The sequence below is a fragment of the uncultured Kushneria sp. genome (assembly GCF_947497025.1).
Taxonomy (GTDB): domain Bacteria; phylum Pseudomonadota; class Gammaproteobacteria; order Pseudomonadales; family Halomonadaceae; genus Kushneria.
Map to the genome: position 1 here is coordinate 101,994 of NZ_CANMFC010000001.1, position 24,117 is coordinate 126,110.

The 24,117-nt window shown below is 62.1% G+C and carries 21 protein-coding genes and 1 tRNA gene; 8 read left to right on the forward strand and 14 right to left on the reverse strand.

Annotation, left to right across the window (positions count from 1 at the left end; translation table 11 throughout):
- Positions 1-27 precede the first annotated feature (27 nt).
- From Q0931_RS00535 to Q0931_RS00565, 7 genes are all read right to left on the reverse strand, one after another.
- Positions 28-2,202 (reverse strand): TRAP transporter fused permease subunit, encoded by a 2,175-nt coding sequence (locus Q0931_RS00535; RefSeq protein ID WP_299256182.1) that lies wholly within the window; start codon positions 2,200-2,202, stop codon positions 28-30.
- A 61-nt stretch (positions 2,203-2,263) separates the two neighbouring features.
- Positions 2,264-3,229, reverse strand: coding sequence for a TAXI family TRAP transporter solute-binding subunit (locus Q0931_RS00540; protein WP_299257224.1), 966 nt, complete (start codon positions 3,227-3,229; stop codon positions 2,264-2,266).
- A 396-nt stretch (positions 3,230-3,625) separates the two neighbouring features.
- Complete coding sequence (locus tag Q0931_RS00545) at positions 3,626-5,014, reverse strand: sigma-54 dependent transcriptional regulator (RefSeq protein WP_299256184.1); 1,389 nt, start codon at positions 5,012-5,014, stop codon at positions 3,626-3,628.
- Complete coding sequence (locus Q0931_RS00550; protein WP_299256186.1) at positions 5,007-6,854, reverse strand: ATP-binding protein; 1,848 nt, start codon at positions 6,852-6,854, stop codon at positions 5,007-5,009. The genes Q0931_RS00545 and Q0931_RS00550 overlap by 8 nt, the downstream gene beginning before the upstream one ends.
- A gap of 335 nt (positions 6,855-7,189) precedes the next feature.
- Complete coding sequence (locus Q0931_RS00555) at positions 7,190-8,038, reverse strand: TIM44-like domain-containing protein (RefSeq protein WP_299256188.1); 849 nt, start codon at positions 8,036-8,038, stop codon at positions 7,190-7,192.
- A 48-nt stretch (positions 8,039-8,086) separates the two neighbouring features.
- Positions 8,087-8,872, reverse strand: coding sequence for a peroxide stress protein YaaA (gene yaaA, locus Q0931_RS00560; protein WP_299256190.1), 786 nt, complete (start codon positions 8,870-8,872; stop codon positions 8,087-8,089).
- A 118-nt stretch (positions 8,873-8,990) separates the two neighbouring features.
- Positions 8,991-10,028 (reverse strand): NADP(H)-dependent aldo-keto reductase, encoded by a 1,038-nt coding sequence (locus Q0931_RS00565; RefSeq protein ID WP_299256192.1) that lies wholly within the window; start codon positions 10,026-10,028, stop codon positions 8,991-8,993.
- Positions 10,029-10,381: 353 nt separating this feature from the next.
- Between Q0931_RS00565 and Q0931_RS00570 the strand changes: the two genes are divergently transcribed.
- Positions 10,382-10,846, forward strand: coding sequence for a tetratricopeptide repeat protein (locus tag Q0931_RS00570; RefSeq protein ID WP_366941553.1), 465 nt, complete (start codon positions 10,382-10,384; stop codon positions 10,844-10,846).
- A 98-nt stretch (positions 10,847-10,944) separates the two neighbouring features.
- On the opposite strand, the gene Q0931_RS00575 is transcribed toward Q0931_RS00570, so the two are convergent.
- From Q0931_RS00575 to Q0931_RS00585, 3 genes are read right to left on the reverse strand one after another with little or no spacing between them, the layout of a single operon-like run.
- Complete coding sequence (locus Q0931_RS00575) at positions 10,945-11,913, reverse strand: NAD(P)H-quinone oxidoreductase (protein ID WP_299256196.1); 969 nt, start codon at positions 11,911-11,913, stop codon at positions 10,945-10,947.
- Positions 11,914-11,940: 27 nt separating this feature from the next.
- Positions 11,941-12,504 carry a TIGR00730 family Rossman fold protein gene (locus Q0931_RS00580; protein WP_299256198.1) on the reverse strand — a complete coding sequence of 188 codons (564 nt, stop codon included), beginning with the start codon at positions 12,502-12,504 and terminating at the stop codon, positions 11,941-11,943.
- Positions 12,505-12,551: 47 nt separating this feature from the next.
- Complete coding sequence (locus tag Q0931_RS00585) at positions 12,552-13,076, reverse strand: DUF501 domain-containing protein (RefSeq protein WP_299256200.1); 525 nt, start codon at positions 13,074-13,076, stop codon at positions 12,552-12,554.
- A 189-nt stretch (positions 13,077-13,265) separates the two neighbouring features.
- Between Q0931_RS00585 and Q0931_RS00590 the strand changes: the two genes are divergently transcribed.
- Positions 13,266-13,601 carry a hypothetical protein gene (locus tag Q0931_RS00590; protein WP_299256202.1) on the forward strand — a complete coding sequence of 112 codons (336 nt, stop codon included), beginning with the start codon at positions 13,266-13,268 and terminating at the stop codon, positions 13,599-13,601.
- A gap of 27 nt (positions 13,602-13,628) precedes the next feature.
- Here the strand turns inward: Q0931_RS00590 and Q0931_RS00595 are convergent, their stop codons facing one another.
- Positions 13,629-14,066 carry a hypothetical protein gene (locus Q0931_RS00595; protein WP_299256204.1) on the reverse strand — a complete coding sequence of 146 codons (438 nt, stop codon included), beginning with the start codon at positions 14,064-14,066 and terminating at the stop codon, positions 13,629-13,631.
- Between the two features lie 120 nt (positions 14,067-14,186).
- Between Q0931_RS00595 and Q0931_RS00600 the strand changes: the two genes are divergently transcribed.
- Positions 14,187-15,362, forward strand: coding sequence for a MalY/PatB family protein (locus tag Q0931_RS00600; protein ID WP_299256206.1), 1,176 nt, complete (start codon positions 14,187-14,189; stop codon positions 15,360-15,362).
- Between the two features lie 69 nt (positions 15,363-15,431).
- Here Q0931_RS00600 and Q0931_RS00605 read toward each other — a convergent pair whose 3' ends face one another.
- Positions 15,432-16,367 (reverse strand): tetratricopeptide repeat protein, encoded by a 936-nt coding sequence (locus Q0931_RS00605; protein ID WP_299256208.1) that lies wholly within the window; start codon positions 16,365-16,367, stop codon positions 15,432-15,434.
- Positions 16,368-16,536: 169 nt separating this feature from the next.
- On the opposite strand from Q0931_RS00605, the gene Q0931_RS00610 reads away from it, so the two are divergent.
- Positions 16,537-17,316, forward strand: a complete 780-nt coding sequence (locus tag Q0931_RS00610; RefSeq protein ID WP_299256209.1) for a DUF3750 domain-containing protein — start codon at positions 16,537-16,539, stop codon at positions 17,314-17,316.
- Between the two features lie 206 nt (positions 17,317-17,522).
- On the opposite strand, the gene Q0931_RS00615 is transcribed toward Q0931_RS00610, so the two are convergent.
- Positions 17,523-17,599, reverse strand: a tRNA-Met gene (locus tag Q0931_RS00615).
- A 38-nt stretch (positions 17,600-17,637) separates the two neighbouring features.
- Complete coding sequence (locus tag Q0931_RS00620; RefSeq protein ID WP_299256211.1) at positions 17,638-20,409, reverse strand: DUF349 domain-containing protein; 2,772 nt, start codon at positions 20,407-20,409, stop codon at positions 17,638-17,640.
- Positions 20,410-20,655: 246 nt separating this feature from the next.
- On the opposite strand from Q0931_RS00620, the gene minC reads away from it, so the two are divergent.
- From minC to sbcB, 4 genes are all read left to right on the forward strand, one after another.
- The gene (gene minC / locus Q0931_RS00625) at positions 20,656-21,381 is read left to right on the forward strand and encodes a septum site-determining protein MinC (RefSeq protein WP_299256213.1); all 726 of its coding nucleotides are present in this window, start codon (positions 20,656-20,658) and stop codon (positions 21,379-21,381) included.
- Between the two features lie 44 nt (positions 21,382-21,425).
- Complete coding sequence (minD, locus tag Q0931_RS00630) at positions 21,426-22,244, forward strand: septum site-determining protein MinD (RefSeq protein WP_299256215.1); 819 nt, start codon at positions 21,426-21,428, stop codon at positions 22,242-22,244.
- Complete coding sequence (gene minE, locus Q0931_RS00635; protein WP_108842928.1) at positions 22,241-22,495, forward strand: cell division topological specificity factor MinE; 255 nt, start codon at positions 22,241-22,243, stop codon at positions 22,493-22,495. The genes minD and minE overlap by 4 nt, the downstream gene beginning before the upstream one ends.
- A 96-nt stretch (positions 22,496-22,591) precedes the next feature.
- Entirely contained in the window at positions 22,592-24,040 is a 1,449-nt protein-coding gene (sbcB, locus tag Q0931_RS00640; RefSeq protein WP_299256218.1) for an exodeoxyribonuclease I, read from the forward strand.
- The last annotated feature ends 77 nt before the right edge of the window (positions 24,041-24,117 follow it).

Below are 24,117 nucleotides of genomic sequence, written 5' to 3' on the forward strand. Positions count from 1 at the left end.
GGGCCCTGTCATGGCGACCGCCCCTGTTCAGATCGTTGCCATCCTCGGCGTGTTGCTGCCGTTGTGGCGACGACGTTGCATGACGATCAGCCCGGCAGCGATGGCGATGCCGGCCAGGTCGGTATAGATCCCGCCATAGATCATGCACAGCGCCCCGATCAACATCACGGCCCGCTGCCAGACCTTCACCGGTCCGAAGAACCAGGCCTGAACGGTGGCGGAGAGCAGCACGATGCCCATGGTGGCGGTCACGCCAACGCGAGCGATCTGTAGCCAGCTGCCTTCCATCAGCATCGCCGGACTGTAGAAGAACATGAAAGGCACGATAAAGGCTGCCAGCCCGATCCTGAACGAGGCCACCGAGGTGCCCATGGCATTATCTCCCGAAATGCCTGCTGCGGCGTAGGAGGCCAATGCCACTGGTGGTGTAATCGCCGAGACCACTGCGAAATAGAAGACGAAGAAGTGTGCTACCAGCGGCTGGATGCCGATGCCGATCAGGCCCGGCGCCACCACCGAGGCTGCCACTGCATAGGCGGCGGTGGTGGGCATGCCCATCCCCAGCAAAATGCTGATCAGCATGGCGAAGAACAGCGCCAGCAGCTGGCTGACGCCTGCCAGACCCAGCAGCAGCGAGGAGAAGCGCGCGCCCACTCCGGTAAGCCCGATGACGCCGACAATCAGACCGGCGCAGGCACAGACCGCAATGATCTGGATCGACATCGTGCCCCCCAGCTGCAGGGCGCGCAGAACGGCTGCCGGTCCCATCTTGTTGGGCGAGATCCAGCTGACAATGGCGGCCGAGGCGGTGGCCAGGGTGCCGGCGCGGATCACCGAATAGCCCATGAACAGCGCCGCCACCAGAATGATGATGGGCGCGAACAGATAGGCGTGGCGCGCCAGTTTCGAGAACTTGGGAGTCTCGTCGCGGGTCATGCCCCGCATGCCCTTGCGGGCGGCTTCGAAGTCGACCATGAAGTAGACCGACGCGAAATAGAGAATGGCCGGAATGACCGCGGCGATCGCGATTTCGGTATAGGGAATGCCGGTGATCTCGGCCATGATGAAGGCGCCTGCCCCCATGATCGGCGGCATGATCTGTCCCCCCGTCGAGGCGGCAGCCTCGATGGCGCCGGCACTGCGACCCGGGTAGCCCACCCGTTTCATCAACGGGATGGTCAGCGAGCCTGTAGAGACGACGTTGCCGGCGCTGGTGCCGTTGATCATGCCCATCAGGCCGGAGGCGAAAATGGAGACCTTGGCCGGGCCACCGCGGGCGCGACCGGCCGCGGCAAAGGCGAAATTGACGAAGTAATCCCCCACCTTTGACGCCTGCAGAAAGGCGGCAAAGATAATGAACAGAATGATATAGGTGGAGGAGACCGCGGTCGTCGGCCCCAGCACGCCGGCATCGGTATAGACCTGGCTGAAAAAGCGGTTGAGCGTCAGTCCCGGATAGCCGAGAAACCCCGGCAGGAAAGGGCCTGCAAAGACATAGGCGATAAAGATGGCGGCGATGATCACCAGCGCCATGCCCGCCACCCGGCGGGTCAGCTCCAGAATCAGCAGCGAGCCGGCGATCGCCGCCCACGAGATACCGATCGGGGCAAAGGCGGTACCGGTCGAGGCGCGCATGGGTGAATTGAACATCAGCAGCAGATAGCTGGAGGCGGTGGCGGCGCAGACCATCAGCACTAGCTCGGCGATGGGGAGATGGCTGCGCGGGCGGCGAATCACCCAGGAGAGCACGATGGCCCCCACGGTAGCCGCGATCAGCGGGGCGCCGAAGTGCCAGGTCTCGGTGGCCGGATCAATGCGCATGGCACCGTCGGCCATGGCCTGGCGCATCATGAAGACCTGGACCAGCGCGTAGAGGGCGGGCAGCAGCATGGCGGCCGCAAGACCGTCCAGCCAGCGCGGCGAGGTTCTGCCACCCTCCTCGGCGAAGCGCGCCCCGGTATAGAGACCGAAGCCGAGGATCAGCGCGCCGCAGACGTGCAGGATACGAAACGTCCAGGTCTCGATTGGATAGACGTTGAGCGAAATCAGGTGAAAGCTGGTATAGGCCACGGCCATGGCGGCGAACAGCCACCAGAGTCCGCCGGAGAAGACGCGTCGGGTCGGCTCGACGACATCATTGTCAACGCCGTCGGCGATGATCATGTCATCTCCGGGCGTCTGGTTCTTGTACTGGTTGGACATGGTGATCACCCCGAGGGATTCAAAAAACGGCACCGCCCCGCGCACGAGGCGGCGACGAGTCTTACTGACGGATCAGAGAGGGGTCGATGTCGTAACCGTTCTCCTCGTACCAGCGCACGGCCCCCGGGTGGTAGGGCAGTATGGTGTTGTACTTGAGGTTCTCCGGCACGCTGCTGGCCGCGCTGCGGTGGATGTCGCGCATGCGGTCGTTGTTTTCCATGCTCAGCCTGACGACCTGGTAAACAAACTCTTCAGGCAGATCGCAGTTGGCTATGGTGAAGTTCCACATCGATACGGCACGCAGGTCGTGACCCAGCGTGCTGTATGTACTGGCGGGAATGGTGAACGGCGCGACCGGGAAGTCGTTGACGACTTCCTCCTGCTGCGCTTCGGTGAACTCGATGAAGTTGACGCCGGTCTGTACTTCCAGCTGACTGACGGCCGGGATGGGGATGCCGGCCGCAAAGGCGACCACGTCGATCAGACCATCCTGCAGCTGACTGCCGAGATCGGACCAGCCGCCGTTGCGGCGCTCATACTCCACGCCCAGTTCGGAGAGAATCGCCGGGAAGTAGGTGTCGGAGGTAGATGCCGCCGGGCCGAAACCGATACGGGCGCCATCGGGGATGCTGTCGATGCTGTCGATACCACTGCTAGAGAGGGCGGCCACCGAGAAGGGGGTTTCATACATCGGGAACAGCGCACAGACGTTGTTCATCTTCATGCCCGGCGCCAGCGGACTCTCGCCGTTGAGGGCCTGGGCCGCGGGACCCATGGTGGTCAGTCCCAGCGCGACATCGCCGCTGTGCACCAGTGCCATGTTTTGTGTCGGGCCGCCGGTGATCTCGCCGCCGCCGGAAATACCCAGTTCATCAGCGATCAGGTTGGCCCAGCCGGAACCATAGACGTAGTAGGTTCCGCCCTGGCTGGCAGTGGCCACGGTGATACTGTTCGGCCAGTCACTGCGGTCAACGCTATCGCCGGCCCGGGCCGCGCCGACGATGGCCAGCGAGGCCGCCGTCGTCATGGAAGCCGCGACAGTCAGGGCAAGGGTTCTGCGTGACAGGGTTGGCATGATGGAGCTCCCGTTATGATTAAACTTTTTTGAAGGACACCGACCACGGCGTCGTTGTACGTCACATGTCGGGAGTGGCAAGCGATGCGCCATTTGCCATTTTGTTTAACAATTTCAGTGATTTGAAACTTTTTGTTTCAACTTTGGTCGCGTGGAAAAAGGCGGTTTGGTGGCGGATACCCGCACTTTCGTCCATGGAAGGTGTGCGGAAATCCGCACAACGGTGTGATTAGGAAGGGAAAGCGTCAGCCAGCGCCGTCGAATGGGCGCTGTTCGAGGCTAAAGTATAACGGTGAAAGCCGTGTTGAGACGGAGGCAGAACCGCTTTCGAACGGTCAAAGGCGGCGCTCAGTGGTCATCGCTGCCTTCACGGCGATACGCTTCGGCACGCAGGTCATGCCTTTTCAGCTTGTCATAGAGGGTTTTTCTCGGCACATCGAGATACTCACAGGCCTCGCTGATGCGGCCGCGACAGCGGGCCAGCGCCTGATCGATAAGACTCCTTTCGAACATCTCCACCTGGCGGGCCAGGGACAGCTCGCGGCCATCGCCTTCAATGCTGCCGAGCAGAATGTCCAGGCGGTAATCGTGGGCACTGCCAATCAGCACATAGCGCTCGGCAAGATTGCGCAGTTCGCGCACGTTGCCGGGCCAGTCATGGGCCAGCAGTACGGATACGCCGGCGCTGTCGAGCGGGGGCGCCTCAAGGCCGCTACGGGTCGCCGCGACCACGGCAAAGTGCTGGAACAAAAGCGGAATATCCTCGCGCCGCTCACGCAGCGGTGGGATGGGCAGGGTGACCACGTTGAGCCGGTAGTAGAGGTCCTCGCGAAAGCGTCCCTGCTCGGCGGCGACTTTCAGATCCGCCTTGGTAGCGGCGATCACACGGATATCCAGATCGATGGCCTCATTGGCGCCGAGTCGTTCGATAGCGCGCTCCTGGAGTACCCGCAGCAGCCGCACCTGCAGAGTCTGCGGCATGGATTCGATCTCGTCGAGAAAGACGGTTCCCCCCTGGGCGTACTCGAACTTTCCGATACGTCGCTCTACCGCGCCGGTGAAGGCCCCCTTTTCGTGACCGAACAGCTCCGACTCGATAATGCTCTCCGGCACCGCGCCGCAGTTGATGGCGACAAAGGGCGCGCCACTGCGGCGGCTGCGCTCATGGATGGCGCGGGCGACCAGATCCTTGCCGGCGCCGGTCTCACCGAAGAGCAGAACATCGGCCTCGACCTGACTGATGCGTGACACCATGGTGGCCAGCTGGGCGATCGCTGTCGTGCGCCCTACCAGTCGCGGCCCCGGCGCCGACTGCTGGGCTTCCAGCTCGGCGCGCAGGTGGCGGTTCTCCAGGGCCAGCCGGCGCGTCTCGGCGGCGCGGCGTACCACTTCTATCAGCTCATCGCCGGCAAAGGGCTTCTCGACGAAGTCCCAGGCGCCATCGCGCATGGCGGTGACCGCGGTGGAGACGTCGCCATGACCGGTGATCAGGATCACCGGCAGCTCCGGGTCGCGGGCGTGCACCTCACGCAGTAGCGCCATGCCATCCATGCCCGGCATGCGGATATCGCTGATCAGCACCCCGGGGAAATCCCGCGCCAGTGCTTCCAGTGCCTTCTCTGCGCTGGCCACCAGGAGCGGCTGGTAGCCGGCCAGCTCCAGTGTCTGGCCGGTGGTGAAGCGCATGTGGGGTTCATCATCGACGATGATCACTGGCGTGGCTGGACGGTCAGGCATCAGCAGGGCGCTCTAATGGTGGTGAATCCGGGATGTTGGCGGCGGGCAGATGGATCATGAACAGGGCGCCACCTTCGGGACGATTGCGGGCTTCGAGTCGGCCGCCGAGGTCGCTGATAATGCGCTGCGAGATGGACAGCCCCAGCCCCAGACCGTTGCCGGCGGGGCGGGTGGTATAAAAAGGCTCGAAGAGATGGTCAAGCGCTTCCCTGCTGAGCCCCGGGCCGCTGTCGGCAACGCTCAGGATAACCCGGTCGTCGTTATTTTCGACGACCAGGATCAACTGCCGTTCGACGCTGTCGTTCATCGCCTGCTGAGCATTGCCGATCAGATTGACCAGCACCTGCTCAAGGCGTATCGGGTCGGCACGCACCCAGCAGGTCGCCTCACTCATTTGCGACACGACCGTGATGTCTGACGCCTCCAGACGAGCGCGAAAAAGACGCAGCGCATAGTCAAAGCACGCCTGCACCGAGACATCGGTCAATATCTCGCCCCCCTTGCGAGAGAACTGGCGTAACTGGGCGCTGATGGTCGCCATGCGCTCGACCAGCTCGGCAATCTGCGCCAGATTGGTATCGGCTTCATCGATGCGGTGACGTGCCAGTAATGTCCGGGCGTTGTCAGCATAGGCCCGAATGGCACCAAGGGGCTGGTTGAGTTCGTGGTTGATGCTGGCGGCCAATTGCCCCAGCACCGCCAGCCGGGCTGCCTGCACCAGCTCATCACGCGTCTGGCGCAGGCTCTCCTCGGCGCGCTTTCGTTCTTCTATCTCCTGGGAGAGATGGCGGTTGGAGGTGACCAGTTCGCGGGTACGGGCTGCCACGTGGCGCTCCAGCTCGTCGCGAGCGTGCGCCAGGGTATGGCGCTCGCGTTCGGCGAAGCGCTCGCGCTCACGGCGCAATCGGCGACGCTGCCAGCCGATGGCGCTCCCGAGGGCGATCAGCATCCAGCTGCCGCCGGCCCCCAGCGCGCCCAGCCACTGTGCCTGAATGATCGGGGTCATCGGTTGCAGAATGTGCAGGCTCCAGTTAAAGCGCGCCAGCGGCTGTGAAAGATTCAAATAGTCCTGATGGTCAAGGCGTAGCTGCCGGGCGCCGCCTGGAGCGGTTTCGAGCACGTCGAGCCCGGCTTCGGGCAGTGGTTCATCGGCGTAGCGTCGGGTGGACAGCAGCCCATCACGGGCGCTCTCCGAGATCGGTTGAAGGGCCGTCAGGCGCAGGGCGGGATCACTGGCCATGAAGACGATGCCGTTGATGTCGGCCACCAGCAGCGTGGCGTCGAGGCCTTGCCATTCACGTTCGATCTCTCCGAGTCCTACCTTGACCACCATCACGCCATCGGGTGGCGTGTTGGAGGCGTGGCCACGGGCCCGGACCGGGGCCGAAAAATAGTACCCGCGCGCGCCCGACTGCGTGCCAAGGGCATGGAAGCGGCCGCTGCGGCCATTGATCGCCTGCCGATAGTAGCCGCGAAAGGCGTAGTTCTGCCCCATGAAGCTGTCGGTGCGCTGCCAGTTGCTGGCGGCAATGGTGGTGCCGTCATGATCAAGCAGGTAGATATCCGACACATCGGCATAAGCGCGGGCGCGATCCAGCAGCTGGTTGAGCGCCAAGGTATCGCGCTCATCCTCTTTTTGGGCGAGAAAGCGGCGCACGCTTTCACGGGTGGCGAGCAGGTGGGGCAGATAGTCGTGGCGGGTGAGGCGGCCGATCAGGTTGGCGCGAGACAGCTGCAGGGCGTTACCGGCGGTGTGCCGCAGCTCCGTCAGTGCCTGATCACGGGCCAGCCGTGCACCCTGCCACATGAACAGCACCAGCGTGATGGCAAACGCTAACATGATCAGCGTACAGCGGTGTCTGATTTTTCGTTGATGGGTATCAGGTGTCATTGGATGGCTGACGCTGTGCCACGTTGGGGCCGAAGACTTCAGGGTGGCGCATGCGCTCTCCGGTGGCGTCGTGTCAAAACATCACGTTACGCGGATCAGGCAGCGGCGCACAGTATCGAATGGTCGATGTATCGGCGCAGATCAATGGGCAAGACGTCACTGCCCATGACGACCATCAGGGGCTTGCGCTCTGAGAGGTTCGGACCGTCATCCGGGATGGGGGGAGTGGTCCGGTGGCGAGAAGAGGAAAACCGCCGTCCCGAACGGAACGGCGGCAAGGGAGATCAGACGTTGTTCTGCTCGATGCCCTGAATGTACCAAGGCGCCTGGTCGCGCATTTCGCGGATCAGATGCCAAGTTTCGTTGAATTCGTTCTCCTGGCCATCCTCTTTCATGATGCCGTGGAACAGCACCGTGGCCTCGGCCTGCTGGCCGTGCTCTCGCACATCGCCCAGCTCGGCAAACAGACGCACGATTTCGGTCTGATTGTTGGCGCTCTGCTCGGCACGCTCCTTGCGCAGCAGGTTGTACAGCTCGGGCGTGACGAACTCCTGAATCTTTTCGAAGTCGTTGTTGTCCCAGGCGCGCTGCAGATTCATGAAGTGCTCCTTGGCACCAGACAGGAACTGCTCACGATTGAACCAGGCAGGCTCGCTGGCCATGGCCGCACCGCCCATGGCACCGGCCGCACTGCCTGAAGAGCCGCTTGAGGTGCCACCGATGTCATGCGCCTGACGCTGCTGGGGCTGCTGATGCGCCTCATGAGCGCCGGTGTTGGTCGCTCGACGGCGTGCCGCCAGCACCTTCCAGGCAATAAAGCCCAACAGCGCGATCAGCAGGATATCCATGAAGCGGATACCGTCGAAGGCGCCGCCGAAGAACAGCGAGGCCAGCAGACCACCGGCCATGATACCTGCCAGCGGGCCCATGAAGCGTGACATGCCGCCACCGGCCGCGCGTGTGCCCTGCTGGGCCTGACGGGGCGGTGTCGTGGCCTGGCTGCTGCTGGGACTGGAGGAGCGAGAATAGCTGCCAAAGCTCTTGCCGCCTCCAAAACGCTTGGCGTCGGCGTGCTCGACGGCCAGACCAAAGCTCATCAGACCGATGAGCAGGGTAATCAATAGATGACGCATGAGAGATCCTCCCGATAAATGCATCATTGAGTGGTGGTCAGTTGACCATCATTGCGCTTGCTGCGCCTCGCGGGTAAATACCCAGCTGCGCTGATCCGACAGGTCGGCGTTGAAGCGGTAGCCGCCCATGTCAAAAGCTTTCAGGTCTTCAGGCTTTTCGAGTCTTTGCTGCACCATCCAGGCGCTCATCATGCCGCGCGCCTTTTTGGCATAAAAGCTGATGACCTTGTATTGCCCGTTTTTGGCGTCCTTGAAGACCGGGGTAATGACCTCGCTGCTTAAGCGCTTGCGATCGATGGCACCAAAATATTCGTTGGAGGCCAGATTGATCAGCACCCGGTCACCGCTGCTCTCATTCACCGCCTGGTCCAGATCCCGGGTCAGCCGGTCGCGCCAGAAAGCGTAGAGATCACGCCCGGCCGGGTTTTCAAGCCTTGTGCCCATCTCCAGGCGATAGGGCTGCATCAGATCCAGCGGCCTTAGCATGCCGTAGAGCCCGGACAGGATTCTCAGATGCGACTGCGCCCATTCAAGGTCATCCTCACGCCAGCCTGCCGCTTCAAGGCCGGTATAGACATCGCCCTGAAAGGCCAGGATCGCCTGTTTGGCATTGTCCGTATCAAAGGGCGTCTGCCACTGCTCGAAGCGGGCTGCATTGAGGCCGGCCAGCTTGTCGCTGATGCCCATCAGCCGGGACAGATCCTGCGGCGAGTAGCCGCGCAGAATGTCGATCAGCTGACGGCTCTGGTTCAGATAAGCCGGCTGCGTGGCCATCGTCACGTGGGAAGGCGTTTCAAAATCCAGCGTCTTGGCTGGGGACAGCACGCTCAGCATGCAGATTCTCCGCTCATGTTGTCACGATTATAACCCCTCTGGCGCCGGCATCAGACTGCCTTAAGTCAGTGCCAGGCCAGAGGGGGCACGCCCCGTTCCCGGGTCGCCGGGGGAGGGCTCAGGGGCAGGGGTTGGGCAAACGTTTGTGAACGCCCTCGATGGCTTCAATGACTTCATCAGAAAGCGTCATGCCTTCGCTTGCGATGTTGTGATCAAGCTGCTCAAGCGTGGTAGCCCCGATGATGTTGCTGGTCAGGAAGGGCCGGGTATTCACCCATGCCAGCGCCATCTGGGCCGGGTTGAGATCAAAGCGACGGGCAATATCGACATAGGCCCAGGTCGCTTCTTCCGCCAGCGTTGAGTTATAGCGCTGAAAGCGCTCGAACAGGGTCAGTCGGGCGCCTTCGGGCTTGATGCCGCCCAGGTATTTGCCGGTCAGCACCCCAAAGGCGAGCGGTGAATAGGCCAGCAGCCCCACGTTTTCGCGGTGACTGATCTCGGCCATACCGATCTCATAGCTGCGGTTGAGCAGGTTGTAGGGGTTCTGGACCGACACCACGCGCGGCAGGTTCAGGGTGTCGGCCAGGCGCAGGCAGGTCATCGTGCCCCAGGGGGTTTCGTTGGAAAGGCCGATGGTGCGGATCTTGCCGGCATCCAAGGCTTCCTTGAGTGCCGACAGGGTCTCTTCCAGCGGCGTGGCGTCCGGGGCCTCCTCGTGCTGGTAGTCCAGCTTGCCGAAGTAGTTGGCGGGGCGGTCCGGCCAGTGCAGCTGATAGAGGTCGAGATAGTCGGTATTCAGACGCTTGAGACTCTCATCAAGCGCCTGATGGATCTGCTGACGCGAGAGTTTCGGCCCGCCGCGCAGGTACTCCATGCCGCGGCCGGCGCCGGCCACCTTGCTGGCCAGCACAATGTCATCGCGTCGGCCGCGCGCCTTCAGCCAGCTGCCGATATAGGCTTCGGTACGGCCCTGTGTCTCGCCATTGGGCGGCACCGGGTACATTTCGGCCGTATCAATGAAGTCGATACCGGCGGCCAGCGCGCGATCGAGCTGTTCGTGCGCCTGGGCCTCACTGTTTTGTTCGCCAAAGGTCATGGTGCCAAGACAAAGCCGGCTGACCGTAATGCCACTGTCACCGAGAGGACGTCTTTCCATGGGGTCTCCAGAGCCTTGAAACGCGGATGAGCGCCCATGTTAGACGGGCGCTGATGCACGGGCAAACACAAGGCTTGAGTCACCTCCTGCACAGGCGTATATTGCCGGCCTCGCTGCACCGGGTGAACCACATCTGACAGCGCGATAATATTGAGGCCACCCCTCTTTTTTGTTCTTGTTCTGCAGGTGATGAGTCACCTTCACGGCAACGGTTGTTCGCATCAATGCTCGATCCCTGCCACGCTACGTGCAGACAGGGCATGAATCGAACGCTGGAACTCACAAGGTTGGTTGTTATGCTGCGGTCTGCTCAAGTATTCACACAGTTTGAATATCGTCTGGCATCGCGTTTGATGCAGGCCCCATGGCTGGAAGGCTCTACGCACAAGCGGCGTCTGACCCTTCATCTGTTTCGACGCTGCGCCAATGCCGGTCATGTGGATGCGCTGTCGACCTACGGTTTGATGCTGTTTCGTCGTGGCCAGTCGGCGCGTGACAAGGCCCGGGGAGTGCGCTGTGTGGTCCAGGCGGCCGAAGCCGGCCATCCCGAGGCGCAGTATCAGGTAGGCCACATCTACGAACATGGCTGTACCCAGATTGCCCGTCGTGAAGATCGAGCGGTCACCTGGTATGCTCGCGCGGCCGAAGCCGGCCATGTCGGTGCGGCGCAGCGCCTGTCCCGCGCCTTTGATCATGGTGAGCTGGGGTTGCCGGTAGATCCGGAGCGCTCACGCCACTGGTGTCTGGCAGACAGTGAGGCGCCAATGCCCGGCAGGCAAATGACGTCGGTATCTGAGCAGGCGTCCGTCCTGCAGTAGTTCTGCGACAGGCTGTGCCGGGATCACGAAAAAGCCCGAATCCACCGGATTCGGGCTTTTTTCATGTCCGAAGACAGTCTTTCTGTTCAAAAACGGGCTCAGGCGCCGGAGACGCCCATCAATACCTTGCCGGTGCTGGTGTTCTCTTCCAGATAACGCATGGCCTCGTCGGCTTCCTGAATGGAAAAGGTGCGATCCACCAGCGGCTTGACGCGACCGCTCTCCAGCAGTGGCCAGACATGGGCGTGTAAGGCGTCCATGACGCTGCCCTTGCCGGCCGGCGAGCGGGAGCGCAAAGTCGAGCCGATCAGGCGCTGGCGCTTCATCAGCATGCGCCCCAGATCCACTCGGGTTTCCCTGCCGCCCATGAAGCCGATCAGGATGATTCGGCCATCGAGATTGAGTACCTGCTGATTCCACTCGATGTACTCCCCGGCCACCGGGTCGAGTACCACATCGACGCCACCCCAGTTTTCCACCGCCTCTACAAAGCTGCCGTCGTGGCGGTTCCAGCCGGCATCGGCCCCCAGCGCCTTGCAGGCCTCGATCTTGTCCTGGCTGCCCACGGTCACAAAGCACGGGTTGTTGAAGGCGTGGCAGAGCTGAATGGCGGCGGTACCCACACCGCTGGCCCCGGCATGCAGCAGGACCCGCTCACCTTCGCGCAGGTCGGCTTCCATGTAGAGATTGAGCCAGGCCGTGGCAAAGACCTCGGGCAGGGCAGCGGCATCCCGCAGCGTCATGCCTTCGGGGATGCGCAAAGCCTGGGCTTCGTTGACAACGACCTGCTCGGCGTAGCCACCGCCCGAGAGCAGCGCGCAGACCTGATCGCCCACGCGAAAGCGCTCGACGGCCGGGCCGACGCTTGCGACCACACCGCTGACTTCCAGACCCAGAATCTCGGAGGCACCCTTTGGCGGTGGGTAGCCTCCATCGCGTTGAAGCACGTCTGCGCGGTTCATGCCCGCCCAGGCCACATCGATCAGAATTTCGCTGCCGCCGGGGGAGGGCAGATCCTTGTGTTCACACCATTGAAGGTGTGAATCATTGACGGCGATGGCGTACATGCGGTGCTACTCCCGAAAGATTGAGATTTAGTCGAACAGGGCATCCAGCAGATCAGCCGACGTACTGGCGCTGATCAGCGTGGCGCGTGTCTCGGCATTGAGAAAACCTGCCTCGACCGTGTTGTCCAGAAACTGTAGCAAAGGATCAAAGAAGCGCTCGTGATTGAGCAGGCCAATGGGCTTGCGATGCAGGCCCAGATAACGCCAGGTCCAGATCTCGAAAAACTCCTCGAAGGTGCCAATGCCCCCCGGCAGCGTGACAAAGGCGTCGCTGTGGGCGGCCATCTGCGCCTTGCGGGTATGCATGTCCGGCACCCTGATCAGCTCGGTCAACCCCGTATGGGCCACCTCACGCTCGACAAGATGGTTCGGAATGACACCGACGACCTCACCTCCGGCCGCCAGAGCGGCGCTGGCACAGGCGCCCATCAGGCCGGTACGTCCGCCACCGTACACCAGACGCCAGCCCCGCCGGGCGATGCCTGTGCCCACGGCTTCGGCCAGCTGCTGCCAGTGCGGCGCATGACCACTGCGAGAGCCCATGTAAACGCAGACGCTGAGGCCTTCGAAGGGTCGGGTATGGCTGTTCATGACGATTCCTGCTGCTGGTGGATCACACGGAGGCTGCTGGCCGGCGCTCAGTTGACGCTTTCGGCCACTTGCGGATAGTGCTCATCAATCCAGGCGCCGATGGCGTTGTGGTCACTGATGTGATGAGCATACTGCGTATGCAGGCAACGGACCTGCTGCCAGTTGGTAATGCCGCCCACGCCACGCTCGGTCAGGGCCCTTGTAAAGCCCAGCCGCTCGATCTCGGCGCGCTCAGGCTCGCCAATCCATGACCAGCGCTTTTGCACATAGGCTTCATGGCTCTGGCGATAGGCCTCGCGCAACGCCTCATTTTCCTTGAGATGCGCTTCGAGACGCTTGATCACGCCATCGGCTTCAAGGTGCGACAGCGCCACGGTCAGCTCACGACTGCAGAGCCAGTAAAGCGTCGGAAAGGGCTTGCCTTCCACCAGCGGCGCAACGCGCAGGGCCAGCGGCGTGCCGCGACTGTCTTCGGCGCTGACGGCCTGAAGGCCGCGCGGTGTGCGGCCCAGCTGCTGCGTAATGATGTCGAGCTGGACATTGCTGGGGGCGTGGTCGGTACGAATGATCATGGTCGGATAGACAGTTCGACGTGGGCACAGGGCGCACGATCGTGAAAGGAAAAGAGCAGACGCAACGCGTGCGAAAACGGGGTTGCATCATAGACATGCCCCTGGCCGGCGGCAAGGCGCAAGCCACCATCTTATACTGACCGCAAGCCCGGTCGCGATCATGTCCCCGCTAACCCTTACGGAGACGCCATGTCACAAAATGAGGACACCTCTTCGAGCTGCTGTGCCCTCTGCGCGCGTCAGGGTGTGGCGCTGACGCGTCATCATCTGATCCCGCGGGCGCTGCACGGCCGCAAGCGGTTTCGCAAGCGTTTCAGCCGCGAAGAGATGAAGGGCGATATTCTGATGATCTGTCGGCCCTGTCATAACCACATTCATCGCGTGCTCAGCGAGCGCGAGATGGCCGAGCACTATCATACGCGCGATGCGCTGCTGGCCCGGCCCGAGATTGCCGAGTTCGCCCGCTGGCTTTCAAGCCGCCCGGCCGGCTTCAAACCCAAGTCGCCGATCAGGCGCCAGCGCTGACTGAGGCCGTATGGTCGCCGCTATTCGTCAGAGAAGGCGCTGGGCACCATGATCATGCCAGGCGGTTGAAAGACGCGCCGCGAGTGCCGGGGCAAGCCAGTTGGGTAGCGCCTCGCGCGCCTGCTCGAGGCTTTCCCAGCGGCGCAGGCGTATCCATGCCCATGCCCAGCCATCACACTGTGACGGGGTCTGCGGCATCGGGTGTGCCGGCATCTGGGAGAGCAAAAAAAGCGCGCTGCGGGTGGCCCAGGTGGGTGGATGATCTGCCCTTGAAGCAGGTGCAGCCCAGCGTCTGAGTGTGTCACCGTCCGGGTCGTGCGTCGGGTCGCCCAGTCCGGCGATGCGGGCCGTATCGGCCAGAATGATGCCCAGTTTTTCGGGCGTGGTGTCGCCAATCTCGAGCCAGCGCTCGATCAGGGAGGGCAGGCCGGCCATGGCGCTGGTATAAAAGTCGCTATCGGTCATGATGGGTCTGTTCAAAAGCGTGGGATCAATCAAGGATAACGATGCCGCCGGCGTCACGACATCATGTATTCAATCACGTTTCGGTCAGTGCCTGACCGAACTGTATTTCTGGGAGTTCGCATGTCGCAGGACAGTACCGCCTTTGATTTTACGACACCGCTGGACCGGCGCGTGTACCCTACCACCAAATGGCATCTGTATGACGAGGATGTGCTGCCGCTGTGGGTGGCCGACATGGATTTTGCCGTGGCACCGGCCATCCAGGCGGCGCTGGCTGAACGCCTGGCACATCCCGTCTTTGGCTACACCCACGCCGACCGGACGCTGAAGCAGACGCTGTGTCAGTGGAGTCATGAGCGTTACGGCTGGGAGATCAAGCCCGACTGGCAGCACTGGCTGCCCGGCGTGGTGCCGGCGCTGCATGTGGCAAGCCTGGCCCTGACCGAGCCGGGCGATGGTGTGCTGACCGTCACGCCCATCTATCCGCCCTTTTTGAAGGTGGCCGACAACACCGGGCGTACCGCCCAGACGGCGCCGATGCGCGCGCCGACCTCCGATGATCCCCTGTGGCGACTGGATTTCGAGGCCATGGAAGCTGCCGTCACGCCGCGTACCCGGCTGCTGCTCTGGTGCCATCCGCATAATCCGACCGGGCGTGTCTTTGATGAGGAGGAGCTCTCCCGACTGGCGGACTTCATTGAGCGTCATGATCTGCTGGTCTGCTCCGACGAGCTGCACTGCGATCTGATTCTGGACGGCAGTGCCCATCGCCCGCTGGCCATGGCCGAGCCGCGGCTGGCCTCGCGCACCATTACGCTCTGGGCGGCGTCCAAGACCTTTAACGTGGCCGGGCTGACCAGCGCCTGTGCAGTCATCAGCGATGATGACCTGCGTGCCCGCTTCAAGCACGGCTGTCTGGGACTGATGCCGTCGGAAAACATCATGGGCGAGACGGCAGCCCAGGCCGCCTACGCGCACGGTGAGCCGTGGCGTCAGGCGCTGCTGGCCCAGCTTCGGGATAACGTGGCGCTGATCGAGTCGTTCGTGGCGCGCTGGCCGGGCGTGCACATGAGTGCCCCGCAGGCGACCTATCTGGCCTGGCTGGACCTGCGTGAGGCCGGCCTTGGCGAGTCGCCTCAAAAGGAGATCCTCAAGCAGGCTCGGGTGGCGCTCAACAATGGCACCGATTTTGGCTGGCCCGGCTTTGCAAGGCTCAATTTTGGTACCGAGTATGCGCTGCTGGAAGAGGCCCTCACGTGGATGGACGCGCTGCTGGGCGCTGGCAACGAGCCGTAGATGCCAAAACGCCCGACTCCGAGAGGCGTCGGGCGTTTTAGAAAGGTGCTCTGATTAGTACAGCCCTGATCAGTACAGCAGCGTGAACATGCGACGGCGGTAGGCCACCGTCAGCGGGTGATCGCCGCCGAGGGCGTCAAAGACGCGCAGCAGCGTCTTGCGCGCGGCGTCCTCGCCGTAGGCACGGTCACGCTTCATCAGCTCGAGCAGACCCTCGAGCCCCCGCTCGTAGTCGCCATCGGCCACGGCGCGCAGGGCGCGTTGAAACTGCGCTTCGCTGTCATCGCGCTCGGCCATGGCCTCAATGTCTTCCGGTGACAGGGCCTCGCGGGCGAAATCGATACGGGCACGGACGCCGCGCCCCTTGACGCCATCACGATGCTCCGGCGGCAGGGCATCCAGGATGCTCAGCGCATCGTCGAAATGGCCTTCACGGGTCATGACGCCGGCCATGTCGATACGATAGCTGTGGTCGTCGGGATTTTCGCTGATCAGCTGTTCAAACAGGGCGCGGGCCGTGGCCGTATCGCCGGCCTCAAGGGCTGCCTGTGCCTGCTCCTCGACGCTCTGGCTGCCGCCTTCGGGCGCAGCAATATGCTTGCCGAGCCATTCGCGCATCTGGCGCTCGGGCAGGGCTTCATGGAGCTGGTCATACAGCTGACCCTGCATGATCAGCTTGACGTCAGGGACGGCGCGAATGCCCAGCTGAGCGGCAATCTGCTGCTGCTCGTCGATATTGAGTCTCGCCAGAACAAGCGTGCCCTGATACTCATGGGCCAGCTTTTCCAGCACCGACATCAGGGTCCTGCAGGATTCACTTTGCGGCGACCAGCTCTGCAGGACCACCGGAATGTGCATGGAGCCTTCCAGCACCACCTGCTGGAAATTGGACATGTCGACATCAACGATAAACTGCGAGGCATCGGCACTGCCGCCGGCGCTCTGGCCGGGCTGTGGCGACGGCCCGCCCATGGGTTGACCGGTTTTGGGATCAACGATCTGCATGATGGCAAACTCTCGTTAAAGGGGATTCACGATACGTTCGAATATAGGGCTGTTTATGGCGCTGGCAGGGGACGAATTCAAGACGCCCGGCCAAATGGGATGGGTGAAACATGCATCAGGACAGTGACATGGCAGGGATCAATACCGTGCGACCGACAGGAGAAACGTCATGATTCTGGTCAAATGGCTGACAGGGGTGATGGCGCTTGTGATGCTGCTACTGGCAGGACCCATGATCGTGTGGTTGCTGGGCGGTATCGATACTCGAACCGGATGGGCCAGTGCCGGGCGTGCCTCCACGGGTCTGGCGCCCGGACCCAAGGCCTTCGATGGTGCCGTGGTTCAACTCTACGGCGCGCGCGCCTTTAACTGGCGAGGCGCCTTTGCCATGCACACATGGATTGCCGTCAAGCCGCGCAGCGGGCGCACCTATACCACCTATGAGGTGCAGGGCTGGCGGCGCCCCCCCGTGCGCACGGGTTCCGGCGCTCCGGATCGAGAATGGTTCGGGCAGCGCCCGCACCTGCTGGCGGACCTTCGCGGTGAAAGGGCGGCGCGCGCCATTGTCCATATCCAGCAGGCGGTCAACGACTACCCCTGGCCGCAGCGTTATCGTGCCTTTCCCGGCCCTAACAGCAATACCTTCATTGCCTGGCTGATACAGCAGGTGCCCGAGCTAAATGTGGAAATGCCTTCGCTGGCGCTGGGCAAGGATTATCTGATTGATGATACCCACCTACTGGGCCACTTTTTTGGGCCAGCGCCCAGCGGGACGGGCTATCAGGTCTCCCTGTATGGTGTGCTCGGGGTCATGCTGGCGCGCGAGGAGGGGCTCGAGTTCAATCTGCTGGGTCTGGTGTTCGGCGTCGACCCACTGGATATGGCTATCAAGCTACCGGGTATCGGTCGTCTGGCGCTGTCGCCGCTGTATCAGTCGCAGTACGAATGACGTGCAAGATCTGGCGTTGTACAAAGAGCAGGCATCAAAAACCGATCGGAGGCCGGCTCGATGAAACGGTCTTTCGATGGTAGCGGGGGCCGCCGGGGTTGAATCAACAGGGAACCGACGACCCGGGGTCATCAGTGGCATCCGCATGCCTGAGCCTCAGACGTAAAAAAGCCGACTCGAAAGTCGGCTTGAAAACTGTTGGTCGATGGTAGCGGGGGCCGGATTTGAACCGACGACCTTCGGGTTATGAGCCCGACGAGCTACCAGGCTGCTCCACCCCGCATCGACGTGCTGTGCATCTTACGCGTTTTTGTCGCGGTGTCAATCGTTTGTGTCAAATCCCTGCAACATTGCCATGAGTGACTCAATGCGGGGGGCAACACGCTGCCAGTCATCGTGATCGATCGGGCCGCTGGCCAGCAGCCGGTACTGCAGCTGCTCGATCTCCTCCATGGGCCCCGGCATGTTGCCCATGGCATCGTTGAGACGCGCCACCTGCACATCCAGTCGCCGTGAGGAATCCTCGCTGCCCAGAGGCGCATCCACCAGCACGGACAGATGCACGCGAAGATGCTCAAGCCATTCCCGCGCCTTGGCCTGCTCACCGCTTGCGCGACGCTCATTGCGCAGTCGGTGCGCTTCCAGCGCCCGGGAAGAAAGGGGCAGGGGCGTATCCACATTGTCGGCAGGCTCGCCTTTGAGTGCACGACTGTCTGCGGCCACGTGTGCCTCGAGCAGCGGCTGCCACTGCTGCCAGCGTTCGGCCAGCGAGCCAAGGGCCAAGCGATCGAGTCGCTCCCGGCGGTCGCGTAGAATGCCTTCCCAGCGCTTGAGCATGCCATCGGTACGGGGACCATTGGGCAGGGGCATCAGGGCATCGGCTTCGCGTTCGGCCTCATCAAGGATGATCTGATCGGCGGCGGTGGCAGGGAACCACTGATCCATCCGATCGATCAGGGCCTGCATCTGATCGAGACGGCTGTCGCGTTGCTGGCGCTGCTGATTGCGCTGTGCATTGCGACGCTCGAAAATGGCATCACAGTGCTGGCGGAAGGCGCGCCACAGGGCCTGCTCTTCGCCTCTTGGCGCACGGCCGAGTTCACGCCAGCGAGTCTGTAGCGTCTTGGCCCTGTCGGCACGACGCTCGTCATCGATGTCGGCCTCTTCCAGCTCGCGAATTTCATCGACCAGCGCCTGCTTGGCCTGAGCGACAGCGCGCGCCTGCTGATCGATCAGGGTCTGCAGGGCCCGAAGCGACCTTGTAAAGCGCTGGCGTAGTTCATTCTCGCGGGCACGCGGTACGGGTGACCACTGGCGCCAGGCTTCTCTGGCGCGATCGCGAATGGTGCGCAGGCTGTCGGGGTCAGAAGTTGCCGCCGTATGGTTGATCAGCGTTTCCAGCTGCTCGCAGAGTCTTTCCCGTTCGGCCAGGTTGGTTTCGCGCTGCTGATCGCGGCGCTGATAAAAGCCGGCCAGCTGTTCACGAACCCGGTCGGAAGCCTGACGAAAGCGCGTGGAGCGCTCACGCGAGGCTGCGGCATCTCCCAGTGCTTTCCAGTCACGCACCAGGCGGCGGTGCTGTTGATCCCGGGCCGGCTCGTCCATGTCTGCTGCCGCAAGGCCTTCCATACCCTCGATCAGCTGTTCGCGCTTGGGGGCTGCGGCAAAGTTGCGCCAGTCGCGCAGCTCATGAGTGCGTTGACCCAGCTGGTTGAGCCGGGTCTGCAAACTGTCACGCTTTTCCAGCGGAAGGCGCTGGCGGCGCTGCATCAGGCTGTCGAGCAGGCGTGTGGCTTCCTGGAGTTCACCGCGATCGAGCTGGCTTTCCAGCTGGTCGAGTGATTGCTGAAACTGGTCGGGGTCGAGCGTGCTGCGTGACGATGAGGCGCTGTCGGTCGGCGCTGCGGGTTCGGGCAGGTGCGTGAGCAGCGTCGGGCAGGGGAGTCCGTCCGGCCAGGCAATGGTGCGCTTCAACCGTTTGATGGTCTGGAAATCGCGGCTGTCGATGGCGCTGCGCAGTGCCTGTTCATGTTCCTCAAAGCGTTGCCAGGCGCTCGTCAGCTCGCTGGCCTTTTGAAGCAGCGCTTCAAAACGTTTCTGGTCTTCCTGGCTTGGTGCAATGCGATCGGTGAGATCTCGCCATTGTTCGGCCTGCAGCCTGAAGTGTGCCTGTAGCTGGGCCACATCCTGGGCGTCGAGCGTGGCGCGATGCTCAAGATCCTTGAGGGCCTGTTCCAGTGAACCGATGATGCGCTGGCTGTCGCGTCGGGCCATGTCCATGGCCTGTTCGCGTGCCCGCTCTTCTCGCTGGGCGTTGTCATGTTCGATGACGCGAGTGCTGGTGAGCTGTTCGACCTGATGAAACTTCTGGCGCTGTGCTTCGTCGGCATCGTCGGCCAGCGATCGCCATTCACGCACCAGGTGGCGATAACGTGCCGGCAGCATGGGTTCCCATGGTTGATCTGACAGCCGGGTCATGGCCTGGATCAGATCGTCACGACGCTGCTGGCGGGCATCCTGCTCACGGCGCTGGTCGCGGCGCTGATTGAGCCGGTCGCGGGCACTGCGCATGATCTGCTTGTCACGACGTGCTTCCCGCGCCAGACGCTCAAGGCCCTCGTCACTGTCGATGCGTCTGGAAGCCGCCTGTCGCACCCCGGCAATCGAGTTCTGGCAGGCCTGTTCGATCAGGGTCTGCTCATCGCTGATGCGCTCCAGAGCAGCCAGACGCAGCTGCTGATTGTCGGCCTGCGAAGCCACGTGTGTGAGCAGGGTCGGGTCGTCGAGGGTTTCCACCACCTGCAGGCGCTGCTCCAGTGACAGGAGCGTGCGCTCCTTGCCGGTGAGCGTATCCAACAGTGTGCGATACAGCGGATCGCCCGGCTCAAGCGTGGCCAGCAGCGTCTGATAGCGCTCGGGCGTTGCCAGACGGGCGAGGGCGGCGTGACGGACTTCAATATTGTCGTCACGCAGCAGGGTTTCGAGTTTTTCGCGATCGCGCTCGACGGTCAGGCCGGCAATGGCTTCCTGACGGATACGGGGATCGGCGTGACGCCAGCGCGGCGCAAACAGACGTTGTAGAAATCCGGGCATGAGATCGATGTCTTTCCAGGCAACTGGCGGTGGCTTGATACCGGGCGATATGAGTATTTAGACGTTAGAAAGGATGATAACAGGCCTGTACACGTGTGGCGTAGGGTTCCCTTCACGGGCAAGGTTCCTTTTGGGGCGTCGGCAACTGGCGACACCTGACAGACGTCGACACACACCGTATGATCGTTGAGCGGAAACACTATCATCGCTCAGGGCGTTCATTCATTATCCGACAGGAAACCGGGCATGAGTCTCAAGGTGGATCAGACGGCCACTGCCTTTACGTTCAAGGGTGGCATGCTGCCCTTGACGGTCATGGAGCTTAACAGCCCTGACCCCGAACGTGTCAGTGCGCAACTGGCAGGCAAGCTTAGCCAGTCGCCGGCTTTTTTTCAGCATACGCCAGTGGTATTGAGCGTTGAAAAACTTGATGATACCTCACTGGCGCTGGAGCGTCTTTGCGCCGTGTGTCGTTCGCACAAGCTGCTGCCGGTGGCGGTCAGGGGCGGCAGCGAAGGTATCAAGCAGTCGGCATGGGCGCTGGGGCTGGGCTGGTTTCCACCTCAGGAGTCACGCGAGTCGCGTACGCTGGCTTCCGTGACGCCACCGCCTGCGCAATCTCCCGTGATGGAAGAAGCCGGCAGTGGCGGTCGTATCTTTCGTGGGACGGTGCGCTCGGGACAGCAGATCAGTGCTGCCGAGGGCGATCTGGTTGTCGTGGGTGCCGTCAATGCCGGTGCCGAAGTGCTGGCGGCCGGCAGCGTCCACGTTTATGGACCGCTGCGTGGTCGCGCCCTGGCAGGCATCCATGGCGATCGTGAATGTGGCATCTTCTGTCATGAGCTGCATGCCGAGCTCCTGTCAGTGGCCGGCAACTACAAGCGCCTTGAGGATATCGATCCGTCACTGCTCAATACGACGGTTCAGGTCAGACTGAGAGACGATCAGTTATCCATAGAAGCACTCGTCTGACCGCGAAGCCCCCCTTACAACGCAACAGTTACAGGAAGCGCATTTTGGCCAGGATCATCGTCGTTACATCAGGAAAGGGCGGGGTCGGCAAGACCACCAGCGCGGCAGCCATCGCTACCGGTCTGGCCTTGAGAGGCAACAAGACCGTCGTCATCGATTTTGATGTGGGCCTGCGAAATCTCGATCTGATCATGGGCTGCGAGCGTCGTGTGGTTTACGACCTGGTCAATGTCATTCAGGGCGAGGCGGGGCTCAATCAGGCCATGATCCGCGACAAGCGCTCCGACAATCTCTACATTCTTCCGGCCTCGCAGACGCGTGACAAGGATGCCCTGACGCTTGAGGGCGTCGAGCAGATACTTGAAAAGCTGTCGGAAGATTTTGACTATATCGTCTGCGACTCGCCGGCCGGTATCGAGCGCGGCGCTCAGCTGGCCATGTATTTCGCCGACGAGGCGATCGTGGTGACCAATCCGGAAGTCTCCTCGGTACGTGACTCCGACCGAATCCTGGGGCTTTTGGCCTCCAAGACCCGCCGCGCCGAGCAGAATCAGGACCCGGTGATCGAGCGGTTGCTGATTACCCGCTACGATCCCAATCGGGTGGACAGCGGTGATATGCTCAATCTTGAAGATATCCAGGAAATTCTGGCGATCAAGCTGATCGGTCTGATTCCGGAGTCCGAAGCGGTGCTGCGTGCGTCCAACTCCGGGGTACCGGTGACACATGATCAGGACAGCGACGCCGGTCAGGCCTATAGTGATACCGTGGCCAGGCTTTTGGGGGATGAAAAGCCGCTACGCTTCCATCAGCTACAAAAGAAAAGTTTTCTGAGTCGGATCTTCGGCGGGGGGCGTCGGTGAAATTACTGGAATTTCTAAAGCGTGAGCGCAAGAAGTCTGCCTCGGTCGCCAAGGAGCGACTGCAGATTATCGTGGCCCATCAGCGCGGTCAGCGAGGGCAGCCTGATTATATGCCGATGCTGGAGCGCGAGCTTCTTGAGGTGATCCGTCGCTATGTTCAGGTCGATCAGGATGCCATCAACATCAGTCTGGACAGCGAGGATGACTGTTCGGTACTGGAGCTCAACGTGACCCTGCCCAATCGCGGTTAACGCCCCGTTCTTGTGCGCCCCTTCGGTGATGTGTGTCACTGACGGGGCGCTATTGGTTGTTTGCCCGCCCCGTGATCCCTGTCTGGAGCCACTGCCTTGTCGGTCAGCTTTCTCTTTCACGACTACGAGACTTTCGGTGCCGACCCGCGCCGTGATCGTCCTTCCCAGTTTGCCGCCATCCGAACCGATGCGCAGTTCAATGAGATTGGCGAACCCGAAGTCATTTATTGCCGCCAGAGTGACGACTATCTGCCTCAGCCGGTGGCGTGTCTTCTGACCGGGATTACCCCGCAGCAGGCCTCGCGTCGCGGCGTGCCCGAAACCGAGTTTGCCGGGCGTATCCTGGAAATGATGCAGCAGGGCGACACATGCACGCTGGGGTATAACTCGCTGCGTTTTGATGATGAGGTTACGCGGCATCTGTTCTATCGCAACTTCATCGACCCCTATGCCCGCGAGTGGCAAAACGGTAATTCGCGCTGGGATCTGATCGATGCCGTGCGCGCCTTCTACGCGCTGCGCCCGGAAGGGATCGAGTGGCCCGCACGCGAGGACGGTAGTCCCAGCTTCAAGCTCGAGAAGCTCAGCGTGGCCAATGGTATCGAGCATGGCGATGCCCACGATGCCCTTGCCGACGTTCGGGCGACCATCGAACTGGCGAAGCTTTTGCGTGCGCGCAACGAAAAGCTCTTTGACTATCTGCTGGGACTGCGCGACAAGCGCCGGGTCGCCTCGCTGCTCGATATCAACACCCGAAAGCCCATGCTGCATATTTCGCGGCGCTATCCTGCCAGTCGGGGCTGCAGTGCCCTGATTGCACCGCTGGCCATGCATCCGACCAATCCCAACGGGGTGATCGTGGTGGATCTGGCCATGGACCCGACGCCACTGTTCGAGTTGAGCCCTGAGGCCATTGCCGAACGCGTCTTTGCCAGTGCCGATGAGCTGGCAGAGGGAACATCCCGCATCCCGCTCAAGGTCATTCATCTCAACCGCAGCCCGGTGCTGATGCCCATCAAGGCCGTGGATGACGCCGTGGCCGAACGTCTGGGCATCGACCGGGAAGCCGCCGAGCGACACTGGCAGCAACTGGCCGGCAGTGCCGATATCGCCACGCGCGTGGCGCAGGCGTTCAGCGGCGCGCCGCCGGAGCCGCCGGCCGACCCTGATCTGATGCTGTATTCGGGTGGTTTTTTCTCCAACAGTGACAAGCGCGAGATGGGGCGCATTCGCCAGGCCCCGGTTGAAACGCTCGAAGCCCTGCGTCCTGCCTTTCAGGATTCTCGCCTGGAAGAGATGTTCTTTCGCTACAAGGCGCGCAACTATCCTGAAGTGCTGACGTCAGAGGAGCGCACGCGCTGGGAAAGCGATCGCTGGGAGCGCATGAACGATCCGAAGGTGGCCGCCATGACGCTGACCGGCTTTGCCCGTGAGATCGAGCGGATCAACGGGGAACTTGCCCACATGAGTGATCGTGAGCGTCAGTGCATCGAAGAGCTTGTCATGTACGTTGAGGCCATGATGCCGCCGCAGGCCTTTGGTTAGCCAGGCTCGTGGCGCTTTTGTGAAAGGCGCTGTCATGAACGTTGAGTCCTGATAAAGGAAAAGGGCGCTTCTCTTGA

Bases quoted from the DNA above. Each gene is read 5' to 3' on its own strand.
- Q0931_RS00535 (WP_299256182.1), bottom strand. From the start codon at position 2,202: ATGTCCAACCAGTACAAGAACCAGACGCCCGGAGATGACATGATCATC.
- Q0931_RS00540 (WP_299257224.1), bottom strand. From the start codon at position 3,229: ATGACGACGGCGGCCTCGCTGGCCATCGTCGGCGCGGCCCGGGCCGGC.
- Q0931_RS00545 (WP_299256184.1), bottom strand. From the start codon at position 5,014: ATGCCTGACCGTCCAGCCACGCCAGTGATCATCGTCGATGATGAACCC.
- Q0931_RS00550 (WP_299256186.1), bottom strand. From the start codon at position 6,854: ATGTTAGCGTTTGCCATCACGCTGGTGCTGTTCATGTGGCAGGGTGCA.
- Q0931_RS00555 (WP_299256188.1), bottom strand. From the start codon at position 8,038: ATGCGTCATCTATTGATTACCCTGCTCATCGGTCTGATGAGCTTTGGT.
- yaaA (WP_299256190.1), bottom strand. From the start codon at position 8,872: ATGCTGAGCGTGCTGTCCCCAGCCAAGACGCTGGATTTTGAAACGCCT.
- Q0931_RS00565 (WP_299256192.1), bottom strand. From the start codon at position 10,028: ATGGAAAGACGTCCTCTCGGTGACAGTGGCATTACGGTCAGCCGGCTT.
- Q0931_RS00570 (WP_366941553.1), top strand. From the start codon at position 10,382: ATGCAGGCCCCATGGCTGGAAGGCTCTACGCACAAGCGGCGTCTGACC.
- Q0931_RS00575 (WP_299256196.1), bottom strand. From the start codon at position 11,913: ATGTACGCCATCGCCGTCAATGATTCACACCTTCAATGGTGTGAACAC.
- Q0931_RS00580 (WP_299256198.1), bottom strand. From the start codon at position 12,504: ATGAACAGCCATACCCGACCCTTCGAAGGCCTCAGCGTCTGCGTTTAC.
- Q0931_RS00585 (WP_299256200.1), bottom strand. From the start codon at position 13,076: ATGATCATTCGTACCGACCACGCCCCCAGCAATGTCCAGCTCGACATC.
- Q0931_RS00590 (WP_299256202.1), top strand. From the start codon at position 13,266: ATGTCACAAAATGAGGACACCTCTTCGAGCTGCTGTGCCCTCTGCGCG.
- Q0931_RS00595 (WP_299256204.1), bottom strand. From the start codon at position 14,066: ATGACCGATAGCGACTTTTATACCAGCGCCATGGCCGGCCTGCCCTCC.
- Q0931_RS00600 (WP_299256206.1), top strand. From the start codon at position 14,187: ATGTCGCAGGACAGTACCGCCTTTGATTTTACGACACCGCTGGACCGG.
- Q0931_RS00605 (WP_299256208.1), bottom strand. From the start codon at position 16,367: ATGCAGATCGTTGATCCCAAAACCGGTCAACCCATGGGCGGGCCGTCG.
- Q0931_RS00610 (WP_299256209.1), top strand. From the start codon at position 16,537: ATGATTCTGGTCAAATGGCTGACAGGGGTGATGGCGCTTGTGATGCTG.
- Q0931_RS00620 (WP_299256211.1), bottom strand. From the start codon at position 20,409: ATGCCCGGATTTCTACAACGTCTGTTTGCGCCGCGCTGGCGTCACGCC.
- minC (WP_299256213.1), top strand. From the start codon at position 20,656: ATGAGTCTCAAGGTGGATCAGACGGCCACTGCCTTTACGTTCAAGGGT.